This is a genomic window from Cellulomonas xiejunii (assembly GCF_024508315.1).
In the GTDB taxonomy this organism is placed as follows: Bacteria; Actinomycetota; Actinomycetes; order Actinomycetales; family Cellulomonadaceae; genus Cellulomonas; species Cellulomonas xiejunii.
The window spans coordinates 3,511,990-3,533,504 of record NZ_CP101987.1 but is presented as its reverse complement, the minus strand read 5'-3'; the positions used below and the strand labels follow the sequence as shown (position 1 = coordinate 3,533,504).

21 protein-coding genes, 1 tRNA gene and 1 pseudogene are annotated in these 21,515 nt (G+C 73.9%); 16 read left to right on the top strand and 7 right to left on the bottom strand.

Annotated features, from left to right (window positions below):
- Positions 1 to 25 precede the first annotated feature (25 nt).
- Positions 26 to 1,309 (bottom strand): cellulose binding domain-containing protein, encoded by a 1,284-nt coding sequence (locus NP048_RS16215; RefSeq protein WP_227575392.1) that lies wholly within the window; start codon positions 1,307 to 1,309, stop codon positions 26 to 28.
- A 230-nt stretch (positions 1,310 to 1,539) separates the two neighbouring features.
- Between NP048_RS16215 and NP048_RS16210 the strand changes: the two genes are divergently transcribed.
- Together NP048_RS16210 and NP048_RS16205 are read left to right on the top strand one after the other, a co-directional pair.
- The gene (locus NP048_RS16210; RefSeq protein WP_227575393.1) at positions 1,540 to 2,805 is read left to right on the top strand and encodes an aspartate kinase; all 1,266 of its coding nucleotides are present in this window, start codon (positions 1,540 to 1,542) and stop codon (positions 2,803 to 2,805) included.
- Position 2,806: 1 nt separating this feature from the next.
- Positions 2,807 to 3,868, top strand: a complete 1,062-nt coding sequence (locus NP048_RS16205) for an aspartate-semialdehyde dehydrogenase (RefSeq protein ID WP_227575394.1) — start codon at positions 2,807 to 2,809, stop codon at positions 3,866 to 3,868.
- Between the two features lie 278 nt (positions 3,869 to 4,146).
- On the opposite strand, the pseudogene NP048_RS16195 reads toward NP048_RS16205, so the two are convergent.
- A pseudogene (locus tag NP048_RS16195) lies at positions 4,147 to 4,461 on the bottom strand (serine hydrolase); the annotation flags it as partial.
- On the opposite strand from NP048_RS16195, the gene NP048_RS16190 reads away from it, so the two are divergent.
- Entirely contained in the window at positions 4,411 to 4,893 is a 483-nt protein-coding gene (locus tag NP048_RS16190) for a GNAT family N-acetyltransferase (protein ID WP_227575395.1), read from the top strand. The pseudogene NP048_RS16195 and the gene NP048_RS16190 overlap by 51 nt on opposite strands.
- A 4-nt stretch (positions 4,894 to 4,897) precedes the next feature.
- Here the strand turns inward: NP048_RS16190 and NP048_RS16185 are convergent, their stop codons facing one another.
- Positions 4,898 to 7,162, bottom strand: coding sequence for an LLM class flavin-dependent oxidoreductase (locus NP048_RS16185; RefSeq protein WP_227575396.1), 2,265 nt, complete (start codon positions 7,160 to 7,162; stop codon positions 4,898 to 4,900).
- Between the two features lie 79 nt (positions 7,163 to 7,241).
- Here NP048_RS16185 and NP048_RS16180 point away from each other — a divergent pair, with 79 nt between their 5' ends.
- The 7 genes from NP048_RS16180 (at position 7,242) to NP048_RS16150 (ending at position 12,646) form a co-directional block, all read left to right on the top strand.
- A complete protein-coding gene (locus NP048_RS16180) occupies positions 7,242 to 7,736 on the top strand; it encodes a MarR family winged helix-turn-helix transcriptional regulator (protein ID WP_227575397.1) in 495 nt (164 codons plus the stop codon).
- 149 nt (positions 7,737 to 7,885) lie between these two features.
- Positions 7,886 to 8,293 (top strand): GntR family transcriptional regulator, encoded by a 408-nt coding sequence (locus NP048_RS16175; protein ID WP_227575975.1) that lies wholly within the window; start codon positions 7,886 to 7,888, stop codon positions 8,291 to 8,293.
- Entirely contained in the window at positions 8,290 to 9,219 is a 930-nt protein-coding gene (locus tag NP048_RS16170; protein ID WP_227575398.1) for an ABC transporter ATP-binding protein, read from the top strand. Before NP048_RS16175 ends, NP048_RS16170 begins: the two co-directional genes overlap by 4 nt.
- Positions 9,216 to 9,962: a hypothetical protein gene (locus NP048_RS16165; RefSeq protein WP_227575399.1), complete on the top strand. Its 747-nt coding sequence runs from the start codon at positions 9,216 to 9,218 to the stop codon at positions 9,960 to 9,962. The genes NP048_RS16170 and NP048_RS16165 overlap by 4 nt, the downstream gene beginning before the upstream one ends.
- A 30-nt stretch (positions 9,963 to 9,992) precedes the next feature.
- Positions 9,993 to 10,730, top strand: coding sequence for a hypothetical protein (locus NP048_RS16160; protein ID WP_227575400.1), 738 nt, complete (start codon positions 9,993 to 9,995; stop codon positions 10,728 to 10,730).
- 118 nt (positions 10,731 to 10,848) lie between these two features.
- Positions 10,849 to 11,808 (top strand): ABC transporter ATP-binding protein, encoded by a 960-nt coding sequence (locus NP048_RS16155; protein WP_227575401.1) that lies wholly within the window; start codon positions 10,849 to 10,851, stop codon positions 11,806 to 11,808.
- Position 11,809: 1 nt separating this feature from the next.
- Entirely contained in the window at positions 11,810 to 12,646 is an 837-nt protein-coding gene (locus NP048_RS16150) for an ABC transporter permease (RefSeq protein WP_227575402.1), read from the top strand.
- Positions 12,647 to 12,728: 82 nt separating this feature from the next.
- On the opposite strand, the gene NP048_RS16145 is transcribed toward NP048_RS16150, so the two are convergent.
- A complete protein-coding gene (locus NP048_RS16145; RefSeq protein WP_227575403.1) occupies positions 12,729 to 12,929 on the bottom strand; it encodes a helix-turn-helix transcriptional regulator in 201 nt (66 codons plus the stop codon).
- On the bottom strand, positions 12,926 to 13,312 hold the full coding sequence (locus NP048_RS16140) for a hypothetical protein (protein ID WP_227575404.1): 387 nt from the start codon (positions 13,310 to 13,312) through the stop codon (positions 12,926 to 12,928). The genes NP048_RS16145 and NP048_RS16140 overlap by 4 nt, the downstream gene beginning before the upstream one ends.
- A 367-nt stretch (positions 13,313 to 13,679) precedes the next feature.
- On the opposite strand from NP048_RS16140, the gene NP048_RS16135 reads away from it, so the two are divergent.
- The 6 genes from NP048_RS16135 (at position 13,680) to NP048_RS16110 (ending at position 20,262) form a co-directional block, all read left to right on the top strand.
- On the top strand, positions 13,680 to 16,208 hold the full coding sequence (locus NP048_RS16135) for a glycoside hydrolase family 48 protein (RefSeq protein WP_227575405.1): 2,529 nt from the start codon (positions 13,680 to 13,682) through the stop codon (positions 16,206 to 16,208).
- 171 nt (positions 16,209 to 16,379) lie between these two features.
- Positions 16,380 to 17,747 carry a sensor histidine kinase gene (locus NP048_RS16130; RefSeq protein ID WP_227576638.1) on the top strand — a complete coding sequence of 456 codons (1,368 nt, stop codon included), beginning with the start codon at positions 16,380 to 16,382 and terminating at the stop codon, positions 17,745 to 17,747.
- Entirely contained in the window at positions 17,735 to 18,406 is a 672-nt protein-coding gene (locus tag NP048_RS16125) for a response regulator (protein WP_227576637.1), read from the top strand. The genes NP048_RS16130 and NP048_RS16125 overlap by 13 nt, the downstream gene beginning before the upstream one ends.
- Entirely contained in the window at positions 18,403 to 19,368 is a 966-nt protein-coding gene (locus NP048_RS16120) for a DUF4097 family beta strand repeat-containing protein (RefSeq protein ID WP_227576636.1), read from the top strand. The genes NP048_RS16125 and NP048_RS16120 overlap by 4 nt, the downstream gene beginning before the upstream one ends.
- A gap of 104 nt (positions 19,369 to 19,472) precedes the next feature.
- Positions 19,473 to 19,892 (top strand): hypothetical protein, encoded by a 420-nt coding sequence (locus NP048_RS16115; protein ID WP_227576635.1) that lies wholly within the window; start codon positions 19,473 to 19,475, stop codon positions 19,890 to 19,892.
- Between the two features lie 139 nt (positions 19,893 to 20,031).
- Positions 20,032 to 20,262, top strand: coding sequence for a DUF7455 domain-containing protein (locus tag NP048_RS16110; protein WP_227576634.1), 231 nt, complete (start codon positions 20,032 to 20,034; stop codon positions 20,260 to 20,262).
- Positions 20,263 to 20,345: 83 nt separating this feature from the next.
- On the opposite strand, the gene NP048_RS16105 is transcribed toward NP048_RS16110, so the two are convergent.
- Positions 20,346 to 20,419 (bottom strand) — tRNA-Pro (locus NP048_RS16105).
- A 137-nt stretch (positions 20,420 to 20,556) separates the two neighbouring features.
- On the bottom strand, positions 20,557 to 21,513 hold the full coding sequence (locus NP048_RS16100; RefSeq protein WP_227576633.1) for a metallophosphoesterase: 957 nt from the start codon (positions 21,511 to 21,513) through the stop codon (positions 20,557 to 20,559).
- Positions 21,514 to 21,515 lie beyond the last annotated feature (2 nt).

Here is a 21,515-nt window from a genome sequence, read left to right as displayed (position 1 = left end):
GGTGAGAGGGCGATCCAGCACCTCGTCAGCAGCCCGTGCGGGCGGAGCCGACCACCACGTCGTCGTACCAGAGGGTGTCCGCGCCGTCGCCGTAGCTCTCCCAGCCGAGCTTGAGGTCGACCAGACGCGGCGTCCACGCCTTGTTGTGCCACTGGCTGTCGACGTCGTGCGTGGGCGTGCCGTCGGCGACCAGGCCGGTGACCTGCGAGCCGTCGAGCCACGTCGTCAGACGCCCGACCGGGTCGACCAGCGCCTCGATGCAGGACCACTGCCCCGTCGGCAAGGGCTTGCTCAGCGCGACGCCCGCCGGGCTCTGCTCGGGGAGCGTGGCGTCGTCCGACGCGCGGTTCCACTGCAGGGCACCGTTCTGGCCGCCCATGCGCAGGTCCTTGCCGCCGTCGTTGGCGTCCTTGAGCGCCACGAACGTCACGTGCGACGTGGGCAGCGCCGTGGTGTGACGGACCCAGAACCGCACGTACGTCGGCTGGCCCGCCGTGCCGGAGACGGCGCCGGACGCCTGGACGAACACGTGGTTGCAGTAGCCGACCGCGCCGTTGACGCGCAGCGAGCGGCTGCCGCTGCGTGCGACCGCGGTGTCGATGCTCGCGGTGCCCGTGCCCGAGCAGTCGGGGTGCACGACCGTCCACGGCGCGGCCGGTGCGGTACCCGTCTGCGACTCGAAGCCGTCGCAGAACGCGCCGGTGCAGCCGCCCGGGTCAGGCGTGGGCGTCGGTGTCGGGGTGGGTGTGGGGGTCGGCGTCGGTGTGGGGGTGGGTGTCGGGGTGGGTGTCACCGTCGGTGTCGGCGTCACCGTGGGCGTGGGTGTCGGGGTGGGCGTCGCCGTGGGCGTCGGGGTGGCCGTGGGCGTCGTGGGCGTGCTGGTCGGCACGGTCTGCCCCTCGCACAGCACGCCGTCGACGCGCACGTTCCGGGGGGTGGCCGGTGTCGACGCCGCCGAGCCCTGGAACCCGAACGACGTCGTCGCGCCGGCGGCGAGCTGACCGTTCCACGAGGCGTTCGTGACGGTCACCGCCGCGCCGGACTGGCTGACGGTGGCGCTCCACGCGTTGCTGATCCGCTCGCCGGACGCGAGGTCGAACGTGAGCGTCCACCCGGAGCGTGCCGGTCCGGTCGTGAGGCGCGCCTCGGTGACGAAGCCGCCGGGCCAGGCATTCGTGGTCCAGTCGACGCGGCACGCGTCGACGGCCTGCGCGGCGATCGCACCGGCGACACCGCCTGCCGCCAGCACGCCCGCGACGAGCGCGGTGACGACCGCGCGTACGCGCGCGGTGGGACGGGTCGTGGACATGGTCCTCCCAGGGCAGTGCGCCGCAGGGTCGCCGGCGCGGGTGCGGCGGCACGTGACACACGGGCCGCCGCTCCGCAGCGTGCGGCACACCACGGGGTGCCACCAGGCGCCCAAACGCTTCAGTGGCGACCCGGACAACCGTCCACCAGTCGAACGGCCCGGTGTCCGCATCCTGGGCTCGGCCTACACTCACGAGGTCCCTGCACGTCGAGCCGGAAGCGTCAACGCCCGTGGCCCTCATCGTCCAGAAGTTCGGTGGCTCGTCCGTCGCCGACGCCGCCAGCATCAAGCGCGTCGCGAAGCGGGTCGTCGAGACGCGCAAGGCCGGGCACGACGTGGTCGTCGTGGTCTCGGCCATGGGGGACACCACGGACGAGCTCATCGACCTCGCGCAGCAGGTGACGCCGCTGCCGCCCGTGCGGGAGATGGACATCCTGCTGACGGCGGGCGAGCGCATCTCGATGTCGCTGCTCGCGATGGCGATCCACAACCTCGGTGTCGAGGCGAAGTCGTTCACCGGCCAGCAGGCGGGCGTCATCACGGACGAGGTCTACGGCAAGGCGCACATCATCGACGTGTCGCCCAGCCGCATCAAGGACACCGTCGCGCGCGGCGAGGTCGCCATCGTCGCCGGCTTCCAGGGCGTCAACCCGTCGACCAACGACGTGACGACGCTGGGCCGCGGCGGGTCGGACACGACGGCCGTCGCCCTCGCGGCCGCCCTCAAGGCCGATGTCTGCGAGATCTACACCGACGTCGACGGTGTGTTCACCGCCGACCCCCGCATCGTGCCCACGGCGCGCAAGCGCGACCGCATCGGCTATGACGAGATGCTCGAGCTTGCGGCCAGCGGGGCCAAGGTGCTCATGCCCCGCTGCGTCGAGTACGCCCGCCGGTACGACGTGCCGGTGCACGTGCGGTCGTCGTTCTCGGCGCACACCGGCACGCTCGTGACGAACCAGGAGGACCCCACCATGGAGCAGCCGATCATCGCGGGCGTCGCGCACGACCGCAGCGAGGCCAAGATCACGGTCGTCGGTGTGCCCGACGTGCCCGGCAAGGCCGCCCGCATCTTCGAGATCGTCGCCGGCGCCGGCGTGAACATCGACATGATCGTCCAGAACGTGTCGATCGCCGCGACGGGTCAGACGGACATCTCCTTCACGCTGCCCGCGAGCGACGGTGCCGCCGCGACGTCGGCGCTGACGACGGACCAGCCGACGATCGGCTTCCAGTCCCTGCAGTACGACGACCAGATCGGCAAGCTCTCGCTCATCGGCGCGGGTATGAAGTCGCACCCCGGGGTGTCCGCGAAGCTGTTCGCCGCGCTGTCCGAGGCCGGTATCAACATCGAGATGATCTCGACGTCGGAGATCCGCATCTCCGTCGTCACCCGCGCCGACTCGCTCGACGACGCGGTGCGGGCCGTGCACACGGCGTTCGACCTGGACGCCGAGGACACCGAGGCCGTCGTGTACGGCGGGACGGGGCGCTGACATGGCGCAGGGTCTGAGGATCGCAGTCGTCGGGGCGACCGGTCAGGTCGGCGCCGTGATGCGCCGTCTGCTGGACGAGCGTGACTTCCCCGTCGCGTCCATCCGGTACTTCGCCTCCGCGCGCTCCGCGGGCACGACGCTGCCGTGGCGCGGGGAGGACGTCGTCGTCGAGGACGTCGCGACGGCCGACCTGTCCGGCATCGACATCGCGCTGTTCTCCGCGGGTGGCGGCACGTCCAAGGAGCACGCACCGCGGTTCGCCGCGGCCGGTGCGATCGTCGTCGACAACTCCTCGGCGTGGCGCCGGGACCCGCGCGTGCCGCTCGTGGTGTCCGAGGTGAACCCGGACGCGCTCGACGAGATCGAGATCGGGATCGTCGCGAACCCCAACTGCACGACCATGGCCGCCATGCCCGTGCTCAAGGTGCTGCACGACGAGGCGGGTCTGCGCCGGCTCGTCGTGTCCACGTACCAGGCGGTCTCCGGGTCGGGCCTCGCCGGGGCGAAGGAGCTCGACAACCAGGTGCGCGCCGCGGTCGAGCAGGACACGCTCGCGCTCGTGCAGGACGGCGGCGCGGTCGCGTTCCCGTCGCCCGAGAAGTACGTCGCGCCGATCGCGTTCGACGTGATCCCGCTCGCGGGGTCGATCGTCGAGGACGGCCTGCACGAGACCGACGAGGAGCAGAAGCTGCGGCACGAGTCGCGCAAGATCCTCGACGTCCCGGACCTGCTGGTCTCGGGCACGTGCGTGCGCGTGCCGGTGTTCACGGGCCACTCCCTGAGCGTGAACGCGGAGTTCGAGCGCTCGATCTCGGTGGAGCGGGCGACGGAGCTGCTGTCGACGGCCCCGGGCGTGCAGCTCGCGGACGTCCCGACGCCGCTCGTCGCCGCCGGTCAGGACCCGTCGTTCGTCGGCCGCATCCGGCAGGACGAGGGCGCGCCCGACGGTCGCGGCCTGGCGCTGTTCATCAGCAACGACAACCTGCGCAAGGGCGCCGCGCTCAACGCGGTCCAGATCGCCGAGGTCCTGGCGACCCGCCGCTTCGCCATCACCCGCGCCTGACGCCCCACACCACCCCACCCGCGAGAGAGCAATCCAGTCACGGCTGGATTGCTCTCTCGCGGTTTGAGGTGTGCTGGATTGCACTCTCACGACTGGGGGGGTGGGGTGGCGTGACTGGATTGCACTCTCACGACCTGGGGGGGTGGGGTGGGGGTCAGGCGGGGGTGGCCAGGCCCGTGCGGTAGGCCCAGACGACGGTCTGGAGGCGGTCGCGCGTGCCGAGCTTCATCATGGCGCGGCCCAGGTGCGACTTCACCGTGGACGGCGGCCTCGACGAGCTGCATGACGGCCGTCGCGGTGAACAGCTTCGACACCGACCCGACGCGGAACAGCGTGCGGTCCGGGTCGACGGGCGTGCCCGCGTCGACGTCGGCCTGCCCGAACCCGCGCGCCGTGAGGACCTCACCGGCGCGCACGACCGCGACCGTGGCGCCGGCGGGTGCGTCTCGGCCGACGGGCGGTGAGCCGACCGGGTAGGCGGGTGGCGCTAGCGTCCGTCGCCTGCGCGCGCCGCCGGCGGGCCGGTCGGGAGCGGGGGAGTCATGGGGATCGTCCGGGTGTCCGCGGACAGCACCGCGGACGTGGCGGCGCAGGTGACGGAGCTGTTCGTCGCCTACCGCGCGTTCTACGGCCGCGTGGGCGACGAGGACGAGGCGCGCGCGTTCGTCGCGACGCGGTTCGCGCGCGGCGACTCGCTCGTGTGGGCGGGGCTCGACCAGGGGCGTGCGGTCGCGTTCACGCAGGTGTACCCGGGGCACTCGTCGGTGCGGCTGCGCACGACCTGGCAGCTCAACGACCTGTTCGTCGCCCCGGACGCCCGCGGTGCGGGGCACGGCGCCGCGCTCGTGCGGCACGTGCTCGCGCAGGCGCAGGACGCGGGCGCCCACGAGGTCCGCCTGGAGACGCAGCGCACGAACGCGACGGCCCGCGCCCTGTACGAGCGGCTCGGGTTCCGCCCCGCGGCGTCCGCCGACCCGGACGGCGAGTTCGTCGCGTACGCCCGGCCCCCCGGCCGCGACGCCTGACGGCTCACCCCCGCGGGTCGATCGGGAAGTTCTGGTCGAAGACGTGGTCCGGGTCGTACGTGCGCTTGAGCGCGCGCAGCCGGTCGAGCGTGAGCGGCGGGAACGCCTCGAGCAGGCGCGCGGGTCGCGGGTCGGTCTCGAAGGACAGGTAGAGGCCGTCCATGTGCGGGTGGGCGAGGCGGTCCCACGCGTCGTCGAGGCCGCCGCGCCCTCCGCGCCCGGCGAAGGCCGTGGCGGAGAACCGCTGGTGCCGGTGCGCGTAGGCGGTGGCGTCGGGCGCCACGTCGTTGCCGGCGCCGCCGGTGGCGCGCAGCTGCAGCAGCATGGCCTCCCCGGAGCCGAGCAACCGCCCGAGGTCGGCCGCGGCGGCCTCCGTCATCGTCGGCAGCAGCCCCGAGCGTGTCACCGGCGGTGCGCCCCCGTCGTGGGCCTTGGCGACGGGCCCGACGATTCCCGAGTACGGCGTGAGCGTCGCGCGCTGGTCGAGCACGGGCCCGGCGCCGAGCAGCTCCTCGAGGGCCGCGACGGCGGACGTCGTGTCGTCGTCGGCCCACACCGTCATGGCCTGTGCGAGCGGCTGCCGCCCGCCGCTGCCGGCCTGCAGGTGCAGGAAGCTCGTGAGCTGCCGCGGGGCGTCCTGCACCGTGCGGCCCCAGCGTTCCAGGAGCCGCGCGGGCTCGGAGGCGTCGAACGTCATGGTCGCGTACACGACGTCGGGGACCTCGGCCGCCTCGATCTCCACCCACGTGACGATCCCGAGGTTGCCGCCGGCGCCGCGCAGCCCCCAGAACAGCTCGGGCTCGCGCTGCGCGTCGACGACGTGCACCGTGCCGTCGGCCGTGACGACCTCGTACGCCACGACGTGGTCGATCGTCAGGCCGTACGACCGGCCGAGCAGCCCGATGCCGCCGGTCGTCGCCAGCCCGCCGACGCCGACGCCGCCGTAGTCGCCCGACGAGATCGCCCACCCGCGCGGCGCCAGTGTGGCGGCGACCTTGCCCCACGTCGCACCCGTGCCCAGGCGCACGCGCCGGGTCGCCTCGTCGACGACCGCGATCTCGTCGAGCGCGCCGACGTCGAGCAGCACGCCGCCGTCGTTGGTCGAGCGGCCGGAGATGCCGTGCCCCCCGGAGCGCACGGCGAGCGGTCCGCGCTGCTCGCGCGCCCAGCCGAGGGCGTCGACCACCTGGGGCGTCGTGCGGGGGAGCAGGACGACGCCGGGGGCGCCGCGCCGCATGTACGTCGAGCGCAGCGCCGTGTACGCGCGGTCGCCGGGCTCGACGGCGGTGACGTCGGCCGGGACCGTGTCGTACGCGATGCCGTCGGCGCGCTTCGCGAGCGCGACCGCGCTGCGCACCGGGCCGGCGGCGGTGCCGGACGTCGCCCGCTCGGCCGCGACCGCGTCGCGCACGGCGGGGGCGACCTGCTCGGCGAACGTGCGGATCGTCCCCGGGTCGTCGGTGGCCAGGACGAACGTGCCCACGCCGTCCTCGAGCGCGTACCGGGTGAGCGCGTCGACCCACTGCTCGGGCGGGCCGTCGAGGCCGCCGCCGGGCGTCGGGGTGAAGCGGCCGCCGATGTTCAGCAGACGGCGGATCTCGCGCGGGTCGCGGCCGGCCCCGGCGGCGGACTCGTCGATGGTCGCGTTGCCGCGGCCCAGGTCGCCGGGCTGGAGGTACGCCAGCGACGGCAGCCAGCCGTCGGCCTTGCGCCCGACGAGCCGCAGCATGCGTGGCTTCAACGCGCCGACCCAGATGCCGATGTCGTGCGCCGGGGCCGGTCCGCGCTTGGCGCCCGCGAGCCGGTGGTGGTCCCCGTCGACGCGCAGCGGGCCGCGCCCGTCGGTGTCCCACAGCGCGCGGATGACGTCGATCGCCTCGTCGAGGGCGTCGACGGCCTCGCCGGGCGTGAGCCGCGGGACGCCCATGGCCTCGATCGCGTCCCAGAAGGCGCCCGCGCCCAGGCCCAGCTCGACGCGGCCGCCGGAGAGCAGGTCGAGGCTCGCGGCTGCCCGCGCGAGGACCGCCGGGGGGCGCATCGGCACGTTGAGCACGTTGCCGGACAGGTGCACGCGCTGCGTGCGCGCCGCGACGTAGGAGAGCAGTGTCCACGTGTCGAGGAACGACGGCTGGTACGGGTGGTCCTGGAACGTCACGAGGTCGAGCCCGACGTCCTCGGTGAGCACCGCGAGCTCGACCGGTGCTTGCGGGTCGGCGTTCTGCGGGGTGAGGAACGTGCCGAACTGCAGCTCGTGTCCGTAGTCGGTCATGACGTCGCCTCCAGGGTCGTGTAGTGGATAGATCATATGCACGACAGACGATCTAGCGGAACGCGGGTATGCTGACGGCGTGACGGACACCACGACCCGCGCCGCCGCGCCCGCACCGCAGCGCCCTGCCGACGACCTCGGCTGGCAGCTCGGCACCCTGCTGGCGCGCTGGCGCGACGGCGTCGCCGACGCCCTCGAGGGCATCCCGGCCGGCCCGCGCGGCTACCACCTGCTGCGCGTCGCCGCCGAGGCCACCGTCCCGCCGACCCAGGCGGCGCTCGCGAGCCACCTCGGGATCGACCGCACCGTCATGACGTACCTGCTCGACGACCTGTGCGCCGCGGGCCTCGTCGAACGCTGCCCCGACCCCGCCGACCGCCGGGTGCGCCGCATCGCCGCCACGGGCACCGGGCGGTCCCTGCTGGCCGACGTCGGGGATCGCATGGCCGCCGCCGAGGTCGACGTGCTCCGCGGGCTGAGCGCCGCCGAGCGCGAGACGCTGCGCACCCTGCTCGCGCGCACGACCGGGACCGCCGCGCCCGGCGAGGACCGCTGCGCCGTCGTCACCGGCTGACGCCGCGGCCTCGCGAGGCGGTCACGTCCGTGACCGCCTCCCTTCGCGCGCCCGCTCCGGACTGCCGGGGGCTGGGAGGTTGTCCCCAGCGAGGTTCCGTGGTTCACTAGTCGAGTAATGAACCACAGAACCAGCAGGAAGGGGTGACCGTGTTCGACGGACGAGACCCCGTGTACCTGCAGATCGCCGACCAGATCCGCCAGGACGTGCTCTCGGGTGCCCTGGCCGCCGAGGAGCAGGTCATGTCCACGACGCAGTACGCCACCACGTTCCGGATCAACCCGGCGACGGCGGCCAAGGCGTTCGCGCAGCTCGTCGACGAGGGCGTGCTCTACAAGCGGCGCGGCGTCGGGATGTTCGTCGCCCCCGGTGCCCGTGAGCGGCTGCTCGCCGACGCCCGCGAGTCCTTCTTCACCGACAGCGTCGACCCGGTGGCCGACGCCGCCCGCGTCCTGGGCATCGACGTCGAGGACGTCGTCGACCGCCTCCGCGCCCGCGCGGTCACCGCCCCGGCGCCCACCACCACCACCGACGGACCCCAGGGAGATGCACGATGACCGCGACGACCACCGGCTGGGGCGTCGAGCTGCAGGGCGTCACGCAGCGCTACGGCGACGTCGTCGCGCTCGACGACGTGACCCTGACGATCCGCCCCGGCACCATCACCGGCCTGCTCGGGCGCAACGGCTCCGGCAAGTCCACGCTCGCCGGGCTGGTCGCCGCGTTCCGTCGCCCGACCGCCGGTCGGGTCCTCGTCGACGGCGAGGACCCGTGGGAGAACGAGCGCGTCGTGCCCGGCGTGTGCTTCGTCCGTGAGTCGGGCGACGTCCTGGACGACTACTCGCTGAAGGACAACCTCGCGTACGTCTCCGGTGCCCGCCCGACGTTCTCGCACGAGCTCGCGGGCGAGCTCATGGACCTCTTCGAGCTCGAGCCGCAGCGCAAGCCGTCCAAGCTCTCGCGCGGCAAGAAGTCCGCCTTCGGCATCGTGCTCGGCCTGGCGTCGCGCGCGCCCCTGACGATCCTCGACGAGGTCCACCTGGGGCTCGACGCGCCCAGCCGGTACGCGTTCTACGACACGCTGCTCGCGGACTACGCCGAGCACCCGCGCACCCTGGTGCTGTCCAGCCACCTCATCGACGAGATCGAGCGGCTCCTCGAGGACGTCGTCGTGCTCGACCGCGGCCGCGTGCTGGTGACGCAGGACGCCGAGAGCCTGCGTGCCGAGGGTGTGTCGGTCACCGGCCCGGCGACCGCGGTGCAGGAGTTCGTCGCCGGGCGCGAGGTGCTCGCGACCCAGCGGCTCGGCGGCACCGTCCAGACGACCGTGCGCGGCGCACTCGTGGAGGGCGACGTGCGCCGCGCACGGGAGGCCGGGATCGAGCTGGGCCCCGTGCCGCTGCAGGACCTGTTCGTGCACCTCACGGACCCGAACCGCACGGGCGCGTCGTCGTCCCGCGCACCTCGGGAGGCCGACCGATGACCGCCGGCACCGCCGCACCCGCGCGCACCACGACACCCGTCGCGCACACCGCGCGCCGGCTGGGTGCTGCCCTGCTGGTCATGGCCGGGTGGTTCTGGGGGATCGCAGTCCCCGTGCTCGCCCTCGTCACCGTCGTCGTCTGGCTCGTCAACGGCAGCGTGGACGTGTCCGTCGCCGTGTACGCCCGCCAGGCCTCGCTGTGGTTCCCGTTCTCGCTGGCGATCATGCTCGTCGCCGCCTACCTGCGGGTCCACGTCGCGTCCGGCATGACGCGGCGCACGTTCGTCCGCGCCGCCGTGCTCGTCGAGGTGGCGGCGGGTCTGGCGTACGCCGCGATCCTCACGGCGGTCATCCTCGCGGAGCGGGCCGTCCACGCCGCCCTCGGGTGGGACGCGACGATCAACGAGATCCAGCTCACCGACGAGTCGTCACCGTTCTGGCTGCTGTTCCTCGACCTCGCCGTGCCGTTCGTCCTCGGCAACCTGTCGGGCCTGCTGGTCGGCATCGTCTACCAGACGCGCGGCGGGTGGTGGGGCACGCTCACGCTGCCGCTGACGGTCGGCCCGGTCGCCGTCTCGCAGTACGTCGCAGGGGCGCGGCTGGTCGACCTGCCCGGCGTGTGGACCACGACGCCCGGAGGCGACATGGCGCTCGCCGTCGGCATCGGTGCCGCGCTCGGGACCGTGATGCTCCTGGTGTTCGCCACCCTGACCCGGCGCGCCCAGCTCGCGTCGAACGCCTGACCCACCCGCTCGACCTGGAAGGAGGAGACGATGACCACCACCGACGTGACCCGCCCGTCACCGACCCTGCACACCGTGAAGTCGCTGAGGCGGACCGTCCTGCGGATGGCCGCCTGGTTCTGGGGCCTCGCGGTCGCCGGCGTCGCCCTCGCGACGCTCGTCGTCTGGCTCGTCGACGGCGAGGTCGACCAGCTCATCGCGGTGCTCGCCCTCCAGGGCGGGATCTGGTTCCCGTTCTCCCAGGCGATCGCGATCAGCGGGACCTACCTCGTGGCGCACGTCGCCGCGGGCATGACGCGTCGCACGTTCGCCCGGGCGGCGCTCGTCGTCGCCGTCGTCACGGGGTTCGGCTACGCGGTGGCCCTCGGGCTGCTCGTCCTCGCGGAGCGTGCGCTCCACCTGGCCCTCGGCTGGGGAGTTCGCACGGCCACCGTCGGGCTGCCGGTGGGCGACCCCTCCGTCGGGGACCTCCTCGCCGCGCTCGCCGCCCTCGTCGTGCCGTTCGTCCTGGCCAACGTCGCCGGGTTGCTCGTGGGGATCGTCTACCAGCGGCTGGGCGGCCTGTGGGGCACGCTCACCCTGCCGTTCACGGTGGGACCGCTCGTGCTCGTCCTCTACGTGCTGCCGTTCGTCCCGTTCCTCGGTCTGCCCGAGGGCGGCCCCCGGATCGCACTCGGCGCCCTCGTCGGCGGGCTCCTCGCCGCGGCCTGCGCCGCCGTGTTCGCGACGCTCGCGCGCCGCACCCAGCTCGCCTCGACGACCGGCTGAGCCCACAGCCCTCGACCGCTGCACGACCCGCCACCGCCCACGGATCCGGCAGCTGCCGGAGCCGCGGCACCCCACTCCCCTCGCGCCGCGCGGCGCACCACCTTCGAGGAGGCGCACCATGAGCTCCACCCCGGTCATCCTGGCCGAGCACCTGCGCAAGTCCTACGGCACCACCCACGCGGTCCGCGACGTCTCCCTGTCGGTCGATCGCGGCGAGATCTACGGCGTCCTGGGACGCAACGGCGCCGGCAAGACCACGACGGTCGAGATGATCGCCGGTCTGCGGCGCCCCGACGGCGGCACCGTCAGCGTCCTCGGGCTCGACCCCACGACGCAGGCCGCCGCGCTGCACGAGAAGGTCGGGCTGCAGCTGCAGGAGTCGGCGCTGCCCGACCGGCTGCGCGTCCAGGAGGCGCTCGAGCTGTACGCGTCCTTCTACTCCGCACCCGCAGACCCGGCGGACCTGCTCGACCTGCTCGGGCTCACCGCCAAGCGGGACGCCGCGTTCAAGGACCTGTCCGGCGGGCAGAAGCAGCGGCTGTCGGTCGCGCTCGCGCTCGTCGGCCGGCCCGAGCTGGCGATCCTCGACGAGCTGACGACGGGACTCGACCCGCACGCCCGCCGTGAGACGTGGGCCGTCGTCGAGGCGATCCGCGACGCCGGCGTGACGATCGTGCTCGTCACGCACCTCATGGAGGAGGCGGAGCGCCTGTGCGACCGCATCGCGCTCATCGCGGCGGGAAGCGTCGCGGCGGTCGGGACGCCGGACCAGATCGTCGAGCTCGCGCAGGGGGAGCACGTGCTGCGCGTGCGCCCCGACGTGCCGGTCGCCGACGGTGTGCTGCTGGGCGCGCTCGCGGGGGTCCCCGGGGTGCGCGAGGCGGTGGTCGAGGACCGCGCGCTGGTGGTGCGCGGCGGCGGCGCGCTCGTCCAGGGCGTGCTCGTCGCGCTCGCCCGTCACGACGTCACCACGCACGACGTCCGTCTCGAGCGCGCGTCCCTCGAGGACGCGTTCGTCTCCCTCACCGGTGCCGAGGGCACCGAGCCCGAGCTCGCCACGACCACCGCGGAGGTGTGACATGACCACGACCCCGACCACCACTCCTGCTGCCGTGCGACGCGGCGCCCTGGCCCCCGCGCCCGCCGCGGCGCAGCGCCGCGGTGGGGCCCTCGTCCGGATGATCGTCTCGGAGGCGCGTCTGCTCGTCCGGGACCCGGCCGCGGCCTTCTTCTCGCTGGGCTTCCCCGTGGTGCTGATCACCGTGCTGGGGCTCGTGATGCCCTGGGCGGACGACCCCTTCAGCGACCAGGACCCGCTCCTCGCGCAGATCACGGCCATCACGGGGTACACGCCCATCGTGCTGAGCCTCGCGATCGCGACGATCGGCCTGTCGAGCTTCCCGGTCACGATGGCCACCTACCGCCAGCGCGGCGTGCTGCGCCGGCTGTCGACGACACCGGTCGGACCGGCGCGGCTCCTGGTCGCGCAGGTGCTCGTCAACCTCGCGGCGCTCGTCGTGGCGACCGTGCTGGCGCTCGTCTCCGCGGTGGTCGTGCTGGGCATCGAGCTGCCGCGGCAGCCGTGGACCGTCGCGCTGGCGTTCCTGCTCGCGATGCTGTCGGTGTTCGGGCTCGGTGCGCTCATCGCGGCCCGGGCGCCGACGACGGGGGCGGCGAACGGGATCGGCATGACGGCCTACTTCATCAGCCTGTTCTTCGCCGGCGTGTGGATGCCGCTGCCGATCATGCCGGAGGTCGTCCAGACGATCGCCACGTACCTGCCGCTCGGCGCCGCCACCCAGGCGATGACCGACGCGTGGGTCGGTGCGCCGTTCCCGACGCAGCAGATGGTCGTCATGGCGCTGTGGGCGGCGGTCGCGACGCCGGTGGCCGCGCGCATCTTCCGCTGGAGCTGACGGACGGACGGAGCCGCCCGGACGGTGCGTCACCCCTCACGGGGGTGGCGCGCCGTCCGGGCGGTGCCCGTCCCGCAGACGCTCAGTCCGGGGGTGAGAAGAGGTCCTCGATCGTGCACCCGAACACCGCCGCGAGCCGGAACGCCAGCGAGAGCCTGGGCTCGTAGCGGCCCTGCTCCAGGGCGATGATGGTCTGGCGCGAGACGCCCACGCGACGCGCGAGCTCCTCCTGGACCATCCCGGCGGCCGTCCTGCGCTGGGCGAGCGTGTTCCGGGTCGTCACACGCCCTGCCGCCGCAGACGGGCGTACGCGACCCAGTGGGCCACGACCGTGAGCACGACCGCGAGGAAGCAGAGCGCCGTGAGCTCCCACTCGCCGCGCACCGTCGTCGCCAGGCCGAGGAGCACGAGGGCGACCAGGGCGACCGGGAACGTCGCGGCTGCCGCCCTGCGACCCAGCTCGAGCTCGACGCCGTCCTCGGCGTCCTGGCGAGCGGCGGCGCGACGGCGGTCGAGGAGGAGCTTCGTCCCGACACCCGACGTGAGCACCACCACCCCGTACAGCACCGAGGTGACGGACACGTCGACGACGTCCTGGGCGTCGAGGACCGCCACGAGGCCCAGTGCGGCGACGAGCGTCGCGGACCAGCCGATCCAGAACCGCACGGGAGTCTCCTTTACGTCAAGGTTCCTTGACATCGCGCCGAGGCTACTCGGCGCCGTAGGGGCCATGTCAAGGAACCCTGACGTCCGGCATGCGGCAGGCCCGCACGTCTGCTGCCGCGCCGAGCGGCCCGTCGCCGCTTGGTCGCGCTCCCACCGGCTCCCGTCCCTAAGCGTTTCGCCACCTGGACGGCGCACGCGCGCGTGAACAGAGTGAGCGACGTCCAGACCGCTCGCCGCGGTGCGCGATGCCGCGCCACCGGCTGCGGTCCGTTCCTTCTCGCAGGACTGGCGGCGGCACCGAGGCCGCCGGCAGGTTCCACGACGGCACCGAGGCCGTGCGTGGTCGACGCCAAGAAAGGTACGGAAGATGTCCTCAAGCACCCGACGGCGTGCCGTCAGAGCGGCCTGGGCCGTTCTGACAGCCACGTCGCTCGTGGCCGTGGCGGGCGCGCAGGCCGCGTCCGCCCTCGCCGGGCCCACGGCGCAGGTCGCGCCGGCAGCGGTCGCGGTCGACTCCGAGTACGCGGAGCGGTTCCTCGAGCAGTACGACAAGATCAAGGACCCCGCCAACGGGTACTTCAGCCCGCAGGGCATCCCCTACCACGCGGTCGAGACCCTCATGGTCGAGGCCCCGGACTACGGGCACATGACCACGTCCGAGGCGTACAGCTACTGGCTGTGGCTCGAGGCGCTGTACGGCCAGGCGACGGGCGACTGGGACCCGCTGAACGAGGCCTGGGTCAACATGGAGACGTACATGATCCCCCAGCAGGCGGATCAGCCCACGAACTCCTTCTACAAGGCCGACGGGCCGGCCAGCTACGCCTCCGAGTACAACCACCCGAGCAACTACCCGTCGCAGATCGGCAGCAGCGGCAGCGTCGGCAAGGACCCGATCGCCGCCGAGCTGCGCGCGACCTACGGCAACAACGACATCTACCAGATGCACTGGCTGGGCGACGTCGACAACATCTACGGCTTCGGTGCCGCGCCCGGCCCCGGCTGCCAGCTCGGCCCGGACCACGAGGGCATGTCGCTCGTCAACACGTTCCAGCGTGGCCCGCAGGAGTCCGTGTGGGAGACCGTCCCGCACCCCACGTGCGACGACTTCACGTACGGCGGCAAGAACGGCTACCTCGACCTGTTCACGGGTGACGCGTCGTACGCCAAGCAGTGGAAGTACACGTCGGCCTCCGACGCCGACGCGCGCGCCGTCGAGGCCGTCTACTGGGCCAACAAGTGGGCGACCGAGCAGGGCAAGGCGGCGGACGTCGCGGCGACGGTCGCCAAGGCCGCCAAGCTCGGCGACTACCTGCGCTACACGCTGTTCGACAAGTACTTCAAGACCATCGGCTGCACGTCGCCGAGCTGCCCCGCCGGCTCCGGCAAGGAGAGCGCGCACTACCTGCTCTCCTGGTACATGGCCTGGGGCGGCGCGACCGACACCAGCTCCGGCTGGGCGTGGCGCATCGGCTCGTCGCACGCGCACTTCGGGTACCAGAACCCGTTCGCGGCGTGGGCGCTGGCCAACGACCCGAAGCTGACGCCGAAGTCGGCGACGGCCAAGGCGGACTGGACCAAGGCCGCCGAGCGTCAGGTCGAGCTGTACCAGTGGCTGCAGTCGTCCAACGGCCCGATCGCCGGTGGCGCCACCAACAGCTGGGACGGTGCGTACGCGCAGCCCCCGGCCGGCACGCCGACGTTCTACGGCATGGCCTACACCGAGGCGCCCGTCTACAACGACCCGCCGTCGAACCAGTGGTTCGGCATGCAGGCCTGGGGCGTCCAGCGGCTCGCCGAGCTCTACTACGAGACGGGCAACGCCAAGGCGAAGGGCGTGCTCGACAAGTGGGCAGCGTGGGTCGTCGACCACATCGAGACCGACGGCGCCGACTGGTCCGTCCCGTCCGAGCTGACGTGGTCGGGCAAGCCCGACACCTGGAACCCGACCAACCCGGGCTCCAACTCCGGTCTGACCGTCACGCTCAAGAGCTCCGGCCAGGACGTCGGCGTCGCCGGCGACACCGCCCGTGCGCTGCTGTTCTACGCGGCCAAGTCCGGCAACACCGAGGCGCGTGACACGGCCAAGGACCTGCTCGACGCGATCTGGGAGAACAACCAGGACTCCCTGGGCGTGACCTCGGTCGAGACCCGCGGGGACTACAAGCGGTTCGACGACGTCTACACCGCGGGCGGCAACGGCGTGTACATCCCGTCCGGCTGGACGGGCACCATGCCCAACGGCGACCAGGTCAAGCCCGGCGTCTCGTTCCTCGACATCCGGTCCTTCTACAAGCAGGACCCGCAGTGGGCCAAGGTCCAGGCGGCGCTCAACGGCGGGGCCGACCCGCAGTTCGAGTACCACCGGTTCTGGGCGCAGACGGCGATCGCCGGTGCGCTGTCCGACTACGCGCGCCTCTTCGAGGCCGCGGACCCGGGTGAGGACCCCACGGTCACGCCGACGCCCACCGTGACGCCGACGGTCACGCCGACGCCGACGGTCACGCCGACGCCCACCGTGACGCCGACGCCGACGGTCACGCCGACGCCGACGGTCACGCCCACGCCGACGCAGAACCCGACGGCGTCCTGCTCGGTGAGCTACACGGCGAACAGCTGGAACACCGGCTTCACGGCCTCGGTGAAGGTCACGAACCGTGGGACCACCGCGCTGAGCGGCTGGAACCTGAAGTTCACCTTCGCCAACGGCCAGCAGGTCCAGCAGGGCTGGAGCGCGACCTGGTCGCAGTCCGGCTCGACCGTGACGGCCACGAACGCGGCCTGGAACGGCACGCTGGCACCGGGTGGTTCGGTGGACATCGGCTTCAACGGCTCGCACACCGGGACGAACAACGTCCCGACGTCGTTCACGCTGAACGGCGCGACCTGCTCCTAGTGGCGTCAGGTCGTCGCAACCCGTCGTGACCCCATGCGCGACGGGGGAGGGGCCGGTCCCGGGCACACGCCCGGGGCCGGCCCCTCGTCGTGGGGGTAGGGCTGCCCCTACCCCCACGACGTGGGCGGGCACAGCAGCGGTCGGCCGGGGCGGGCCCCTACCGTCGTCGGCATGAGCACAGACGGCGAGCACCCCGCGCCCCCGCCCTTCCCGGACGACGTCCCCGTCGCGGACGACGTCCCCGTCGCGGACGACGTGCGGACGGTGGCCCCGATGCTGACGGGCGGCCGCGCGCTCGCCCTGGCCCCGGTCTCGGGCGCGACGTGGGCGGGAGCCGGGCAGCTCGTCATCGCGGCGCTCGTGAGCCTGGCGGCCGCGATCGTGACCGTGGTCGGCGTCGCCACCGGCGTCGGGCTCGCGGTCGTCCTGGTCGGGGTGCCGCTGCTCGTCCTGACGCTCGTCCTCGCCCGCGGGTACGGCACGGCCGAGCGGGCCCGCCTGCGCGCCCAGCTCGGCGTCGTCGTGCCGCCCCCGGCCCCGGGCCCCGGTGCCCCGTACCGCCCGCGGACCTGGTGGCCGTGGGTACGCGACGCACGTGCGTGGTCGGCCGTCGGGCACGCGCTGGTCGCGTCCGTGCTCACGTGGACCGCCGGGCCTGTCGCCCTGAGCCTGGCGGCGTTCGCGCTCGTCGTGCCCGTGGTGCCGTTCGCCGGGCGCACCAACGGGATCCACCTCGCGCTGCTCGTCCCCGTGGCGCTGGTGGCGGCCTGGGGGGCCGCGCTCGTCGTGCAGCTCGCCACGCTGGCGCAGGTCCGGCTGACCCGCGCGCTGCTGGGAGCACGGTCCCGTGCCGAGGCCGAGCGCGCCGCGCGTGCCGCCGAGCAGCGGGCGACCGTCGCCGAGGGGCGTGCCGAGCACCTGCGCGAGACGCGCTCGGCGGCCGTCGTCGCGGCCGACGACGAACGGCGCCGCATCGAGCGGGACCTGCACGACGGTGCGCAGCAGCGGCTCGTCGCGCTCGGTGTCGAGCTCGGTGTCGCGCGCCGCGCCGCCGCGGACGACCCCGCGGCCGCCGCAGCGGCCCTCGACGCGGCGCACGGCGAGGTGAAGGAGGTGCTCGCCGAGCTGCGCGACCTCGTGCGTGGCGTGCACCCCGCCGTGCTCACGGACCGCGGCCTGGACGCCGCGCTGTCGGCGCTCGCGGCGCGCTGCCCGGTCCCTGTCGAGGTCGACGCGGACGGCGTGGGCCCGGGCGTCGGGTCGCAGGCGCAGGCCGCCGCGTACTTCGTCGTCGCCGAGGCCCTGACCAACCTCGCCAAGCACGCGACCGCGTCCCGCGCGACGGTCCGCGCCGACGTGCGCGGCGACCGGCTGCGCGTCGAGGTCCGCGACGACGGTGCCGGCGGCGCGCAGGCCGCACCGGGCGGCGGCCTGGACGGTCTGCGCCGTCGCGTCGAGGCCCTCGACGGCACGTTCGACCTCGTCAGCCCCGCCGGTCGGGGCACCGTGCTCACCGTGGAGGTGCCGTGCGCATCGTGATCGCCGAGGACTCCGTCCTCCTGCTCGACGGGCTGACCCGTCTGCTCATCGCCGAGGGCCACGCCGTCACCGGCTACCGCACGGCCGACGAGCTCGTGGCCGTCCTGGGCGACCCGGCCGCCGACCTGCCCGACGTCGTCGTCACCGACGTCCGCATGCCGCCGACGCACACCGACGAGGGCCTGCGTGCCGCCGTGCACCTGCGCGGCCTGCACCCGCGGCTGCCCGTGCTGGTGCTCTCGCAGTACGTCGAGCAGCGGTACGCCCGCGAGCTCTTCGCCGCCGACGCCCGTGGCCTGGGCTACGTCCTGAAGGACCGCGTGGCCGACGTCGACGACTTCCTCGCGGCGCTCGCCCGGGTCGCCGCGGGCGGCACGGCGCTCGACCCCGAGGTCGTCGCCCAGGTGCTGGCGCGGTCGCGGCAGGGCCTGTCCGGCCTGCTGTCGCCGCGGGAGCGCGAGGTCATCGCGCTCATGGCCGAGGGCCGGTCCAACGCGGCGATCGCCGAGCGGCTCGTCGTCGGCCTGCCGGCCGTGGAGAAGCACGTGACGTCCATCCTCACCAAGCTCGACCTGCCCCCCGACGCCGACGACCACCGCCGCGTCCTCGCGGTGCTGCGCTGGCTCGAGGACGGCCCGACGAACGGAGCGCGACCGTGACCGCGACACCCACCACCGACCTGCCGACCGTCCACCCGCCGGCGCGCGCGCGACGATCACCCGGCGGGTGGGCCCTGACCGTGGTGGGCGTCCTCGCCGCGGCGTTGCTGCTGCTCCTCGGCGTGCTGCAGCTGCTCGCCGGGATGTTCACGACCACGACCTCGGCGAGCGCGACGCTCACCGCGACGGACGTCGTCGAGCTCGTCGCCGACGGTGAGGTCCGCGTGACCGTGTCCCCGGTCGACGACGTCCGCGTCGAGCGCATCGCGCGGTTCGCGTGGGGCGGGCCGCGCTATGAGGTCACGTCGGACGGCGACCGGACGGTCGTGCGGCACGAGTGCGTGGAGCTGATGGCGATGAGCTGCTCGGCCGAGCTGGTCGTCGACGTGCCGGAGGGCACCCACGTGGTGGTGCGCACCGTCGATGGCACGGCCCGCGTGGCCGGGCCGGCCGGCGACGTCGAGGTGCGGACGGCCGACGGCGACGTGCACGTGGCGGGCGCCGAGGGGGCGCTGGAGGTCCGAGGGCTCGACGGCGACGTGACGGTCCGCGGCGTCGGCGGTGACGTCACGGTGGCGCTCGCGGACGGGGACGTGCGCGTCACCGACGCCGGTGGCGACGCCGTGGTCCGTGGCCGCGACGGGGCGACGTTCCTGGCGGGGGTGGCAGGCGACGTGCAGCTGCAGGTGTCGGACGGTCGCGTCGAGGCGCGCGACGTCGGCGGCGCGCTCACGGCGCGCGTCCGGGACGGCGACGTCCTCGTGGCGGCCGTCGGCGGTGACGTCGACGTGCAGGCGACCGACGGCGACGTGACGGTGCACGGCCCGGGCGAGCCCGTCGCGCTGAGCGTGATCTCCAACGGGGAGCAGCGGGTCGAGGGGCCGACGGACCCCGCCGCGGACGTGCGCGTCGACCTGCGGGCCCGCGACGGCGACGTGGCGTACCTGGGGCCGGAGCGCTGACCTGCCCACCGTGACCGTGAGGCCCGCGTCTCGGCGGTGGACGGCACCACGCTGCGGGTGGACCACCACCAGCAGCGCCGACCGGGTCTGCCACACTCCTGCGCGTGACATCGACACGCACCACCTCGAGCCCCGGACGGGCCGTCGCCGGCCACCTGGGGGTCGCCCTGCTCGCCGCCGTCTCCTGGTTCGCCTGGATGGGCTGGGACACGCAGTACCAGACCGACCCGGCCACCGGGGCCGTCACGGGCCCGTACGAGGCGTGGCAGGTCGTCGGCTGCGCCGTGTGCCTCGTCGTCGTGACGGTCCTGGCGGCACGCGTGCTCGGCGCGTGGCGTGCCGCCGCCACGGTCGCGCTCGCGTTCACGGTGGCCTGGTCGCTCACCCAGGCGTCGACCGACGAGTCCGGCCTCTGGCTCGTCGGCGCTGCACTGGTGCTCGTCGGCACGGGCGTGGGAGCGGCCGTGGTCGCGCTCGTCACGGTGGCGGTGGGCCGACGACGCGCAGCCCGGGTGCCCGCGTGACGAGCGGGCTCACCGGGTGTTCGGTGTGGGCGAACGGCCGATCCGGAACACGGGTCGCACGGCGGGGGTTCTACAGGCGTCTGCGCTCCGAGGTCGCTCGGGGCGCCGACCGACCGGACGACGAAACGAGGCTCGCCCCATGACCGCCGCCACGATGTCCCACGACACCGCCGAGCTCACCCGTCAGGACCGCTGCGACCGCTGCGGTGCCCAGGCCTTCGCGCGGGCGACGCTGCCCGGTGCGGGCGGGGTCCTGCTCTTCTGCGGGCACCACTTCCGCAACCACGAGTCCGCTCTCGCCGAGGCCGGTGCGCAGGTCCACGACGAGCGGCACCGCCTCCAGCAGGAGGTCCGGACGCCGGAGCGCTGACCGCTCGGCCGGCCACGGACGAGGCCCCACGCACGACGAAGGCCCCTGATCAGCATTCCTGCTGATCAGGGGCCTTCGACCTGTCGGGGTGGCGGGATTTGAACCCACGACCTCTTCGTCCCGAACGAAGCGCGCTACCAAGCTGCGCCACACCCCGTGGAGCCTGGCAAGGATAGCCGACGATGGGCGCAGACATGAAATGCGATCCGCGGTGCAGGTGGTCTGCGGTAGCTCGTGACGAGGTCGAGACGAGGCCCCACCCCCGGGCCCGCCGTCGCGGTAGCAGGCGGTCCGTCAGGCCGGGACGAGCGTCAGCAGCGTCGCCTCCGGGCGGCACGCGAAGCGGACGGGCGCGTACGGCGAGGTCCCGAGGCCCGCGGACACGTGCAGCCACGACGACCCCGCCCCGTCGGTGCGGTCCGGTCGCGCGCCGGGCCAGCCGTGCAGGCCCTTGGCGCGGCGCAGGTCGAGGTCGCAGTTGGTGGTGAGCGCGCCCCAGCCGGGCACGGCGAGCTGGCCGCCGTGCGTGTGCCCGGCGATCGTCAGGTCGACGCCGTCGGCGTGCATCGCGTCGAGCACGCGCCGGTACGGGGCGTGCGTCACGCCGACGTGCAGGTCGACGAGGCCGGCCGTGCGCGCGTCGTCAGGCCCGCCGGCAGCCGGCATCTCGTCGCGGTCCATGTGCGCGTCGTCCGTGCCGACGAGCGACAGGCGCCGGCCGTCCACGTCGATCGCGTCGCGGCGGTTCGACAGGTCGATCCAGCCGGCCGAGGTGAGGCGCGCCACGAGCTCACGCCACGGCAGGGGGACCGGGGGCTGGGGCGGCTCGCGGCGTGCGTCGGGGAGCAGGTAGCGGGCGGGGTTCTTGAACCCCGGTCCGAGGTAGTCGTTGGACCCCAGGACGAACGCGCCGGGCACGGCGAGCAGCGGCTCGAGGGCGTGCAGCAGCGCCGGCATCGCGTCGAGGTGCGCCCAGTTGTCGCCCGTGTCGACGACGAGGTGCGGGTCGAGGGTCGCCAGGTCCCGTACCCAGTCGACCTTGCGGCGCTGGCCGGGCGTCAGGTGCAGGTCGGACACGTGCAGGATCCGCAGCGGGTCCTGGCCCGCAGGCAGCACCGGCACGGTGACCTCACGCAGCGCGTACCAGCGCACCTCGACGAGGGACGCCCAGGCCAGCGCGGCCGCACCGGCGAGCGCGAGGCCGCCGACGGCGCGCACCGCGGGGTGCGCGCCGGGGGAGGAGTGCGTCATCG

Excerpts from the sequence above, each read along its gene's own strand:
- NP048_RS16215 (WP_227575392.1), bottom strand. The coding sequence starts at position 1,309 with ATGTCCACGACCCGTCCCACCGCGCGCGTACGCGCGGTCGTCACCGCG.
- NP048_RS16205 (WP_227575394.1), top strand. The coding sequence starts at position 2,807 with ATGGCGCAGGGTCTGAGGATCGCAGTCGTCGGGGCGACCGGTCAGGTC.
- NP048_RS16190 (WP_227575395.1), top strand. The coding sequence starts at position 4,411 with ATGGGGATCGTCCGGGTGTCCGCGGACAGCACCGCGGACGTGGCGGCG.
- NP048_RS16185 (WP_227575396.1), bottom strand. The coding sequence starts at position 7,162 with ATGACCGACTACGGACACGAGCTGCAGTTCGGCACGTTCCTCACCCCG.
- NP048_RS16170 (WP_227575398.1), top strand. The coding sequence starts at position 8,290 with ATGACCGCGACGACCACCGGCTGGGGCGTCGAGCTGCAGGGCGTCACG.
- NP048_RS16165 (WP_227575399.1), top strand. The coding sequence starts at position 9,216 with ATGACCGCCGGCACCGCCGCACCCGCGCGCACCACGACACCCGTCGCG.
- NP048_RS16160 (WP_227575400.1), top strand. The coding sequence starts at position 9,993 with ATGACCACCACCGACGTGACCCGCCCGTCACCGACCCTGCACACCGTG.
- NP048_RS16155 (WP_227575401.1), top strand. The coding sequence starts at position 10,849 with ATGAGCTCCACCCCGGTCATCCTGGCCGAGCACCTGCGCAAGTCCTAC.
- NP048_RS16150 (WP_227575402.1), top strand. The coding sequence starts at position 11,810 with ATGACCACGACCCCGACCACCACTCCTGCTGCCGTGCGACGCGGCGCC.
- NP048_RS16135 (WP_227575405.1), top strand. The coding sequence starts at position 13,680 with ATGTCCTCAAGCACCCGACGGCGTGCCGTCAGAGCGGCCTGGGCCGTT.
- NP048_RS16130 (WP_227576638.1), top strand. The coding sequence starts at position 16,380 with ATGAGCACAGACGGCGAGCACCCCGCGCCCCCGCCCTTCCCGGACGAC.
- NP048_RS16110 (WP_227576634.1), top strand. The coding sequence starts at position 20,032 with ATGACCGCCGCCACGATGTCCCACGACACCGCCGAGCTCACCCGTCAG.
- NP048_RS16100 (WP_227576633.1), bottom strand. The coding sequence starts at position 21,513 with ATGACGCACTCCTCCCCCGGCGCGCACCCCGCGGTGCGCGCCGTCGGC.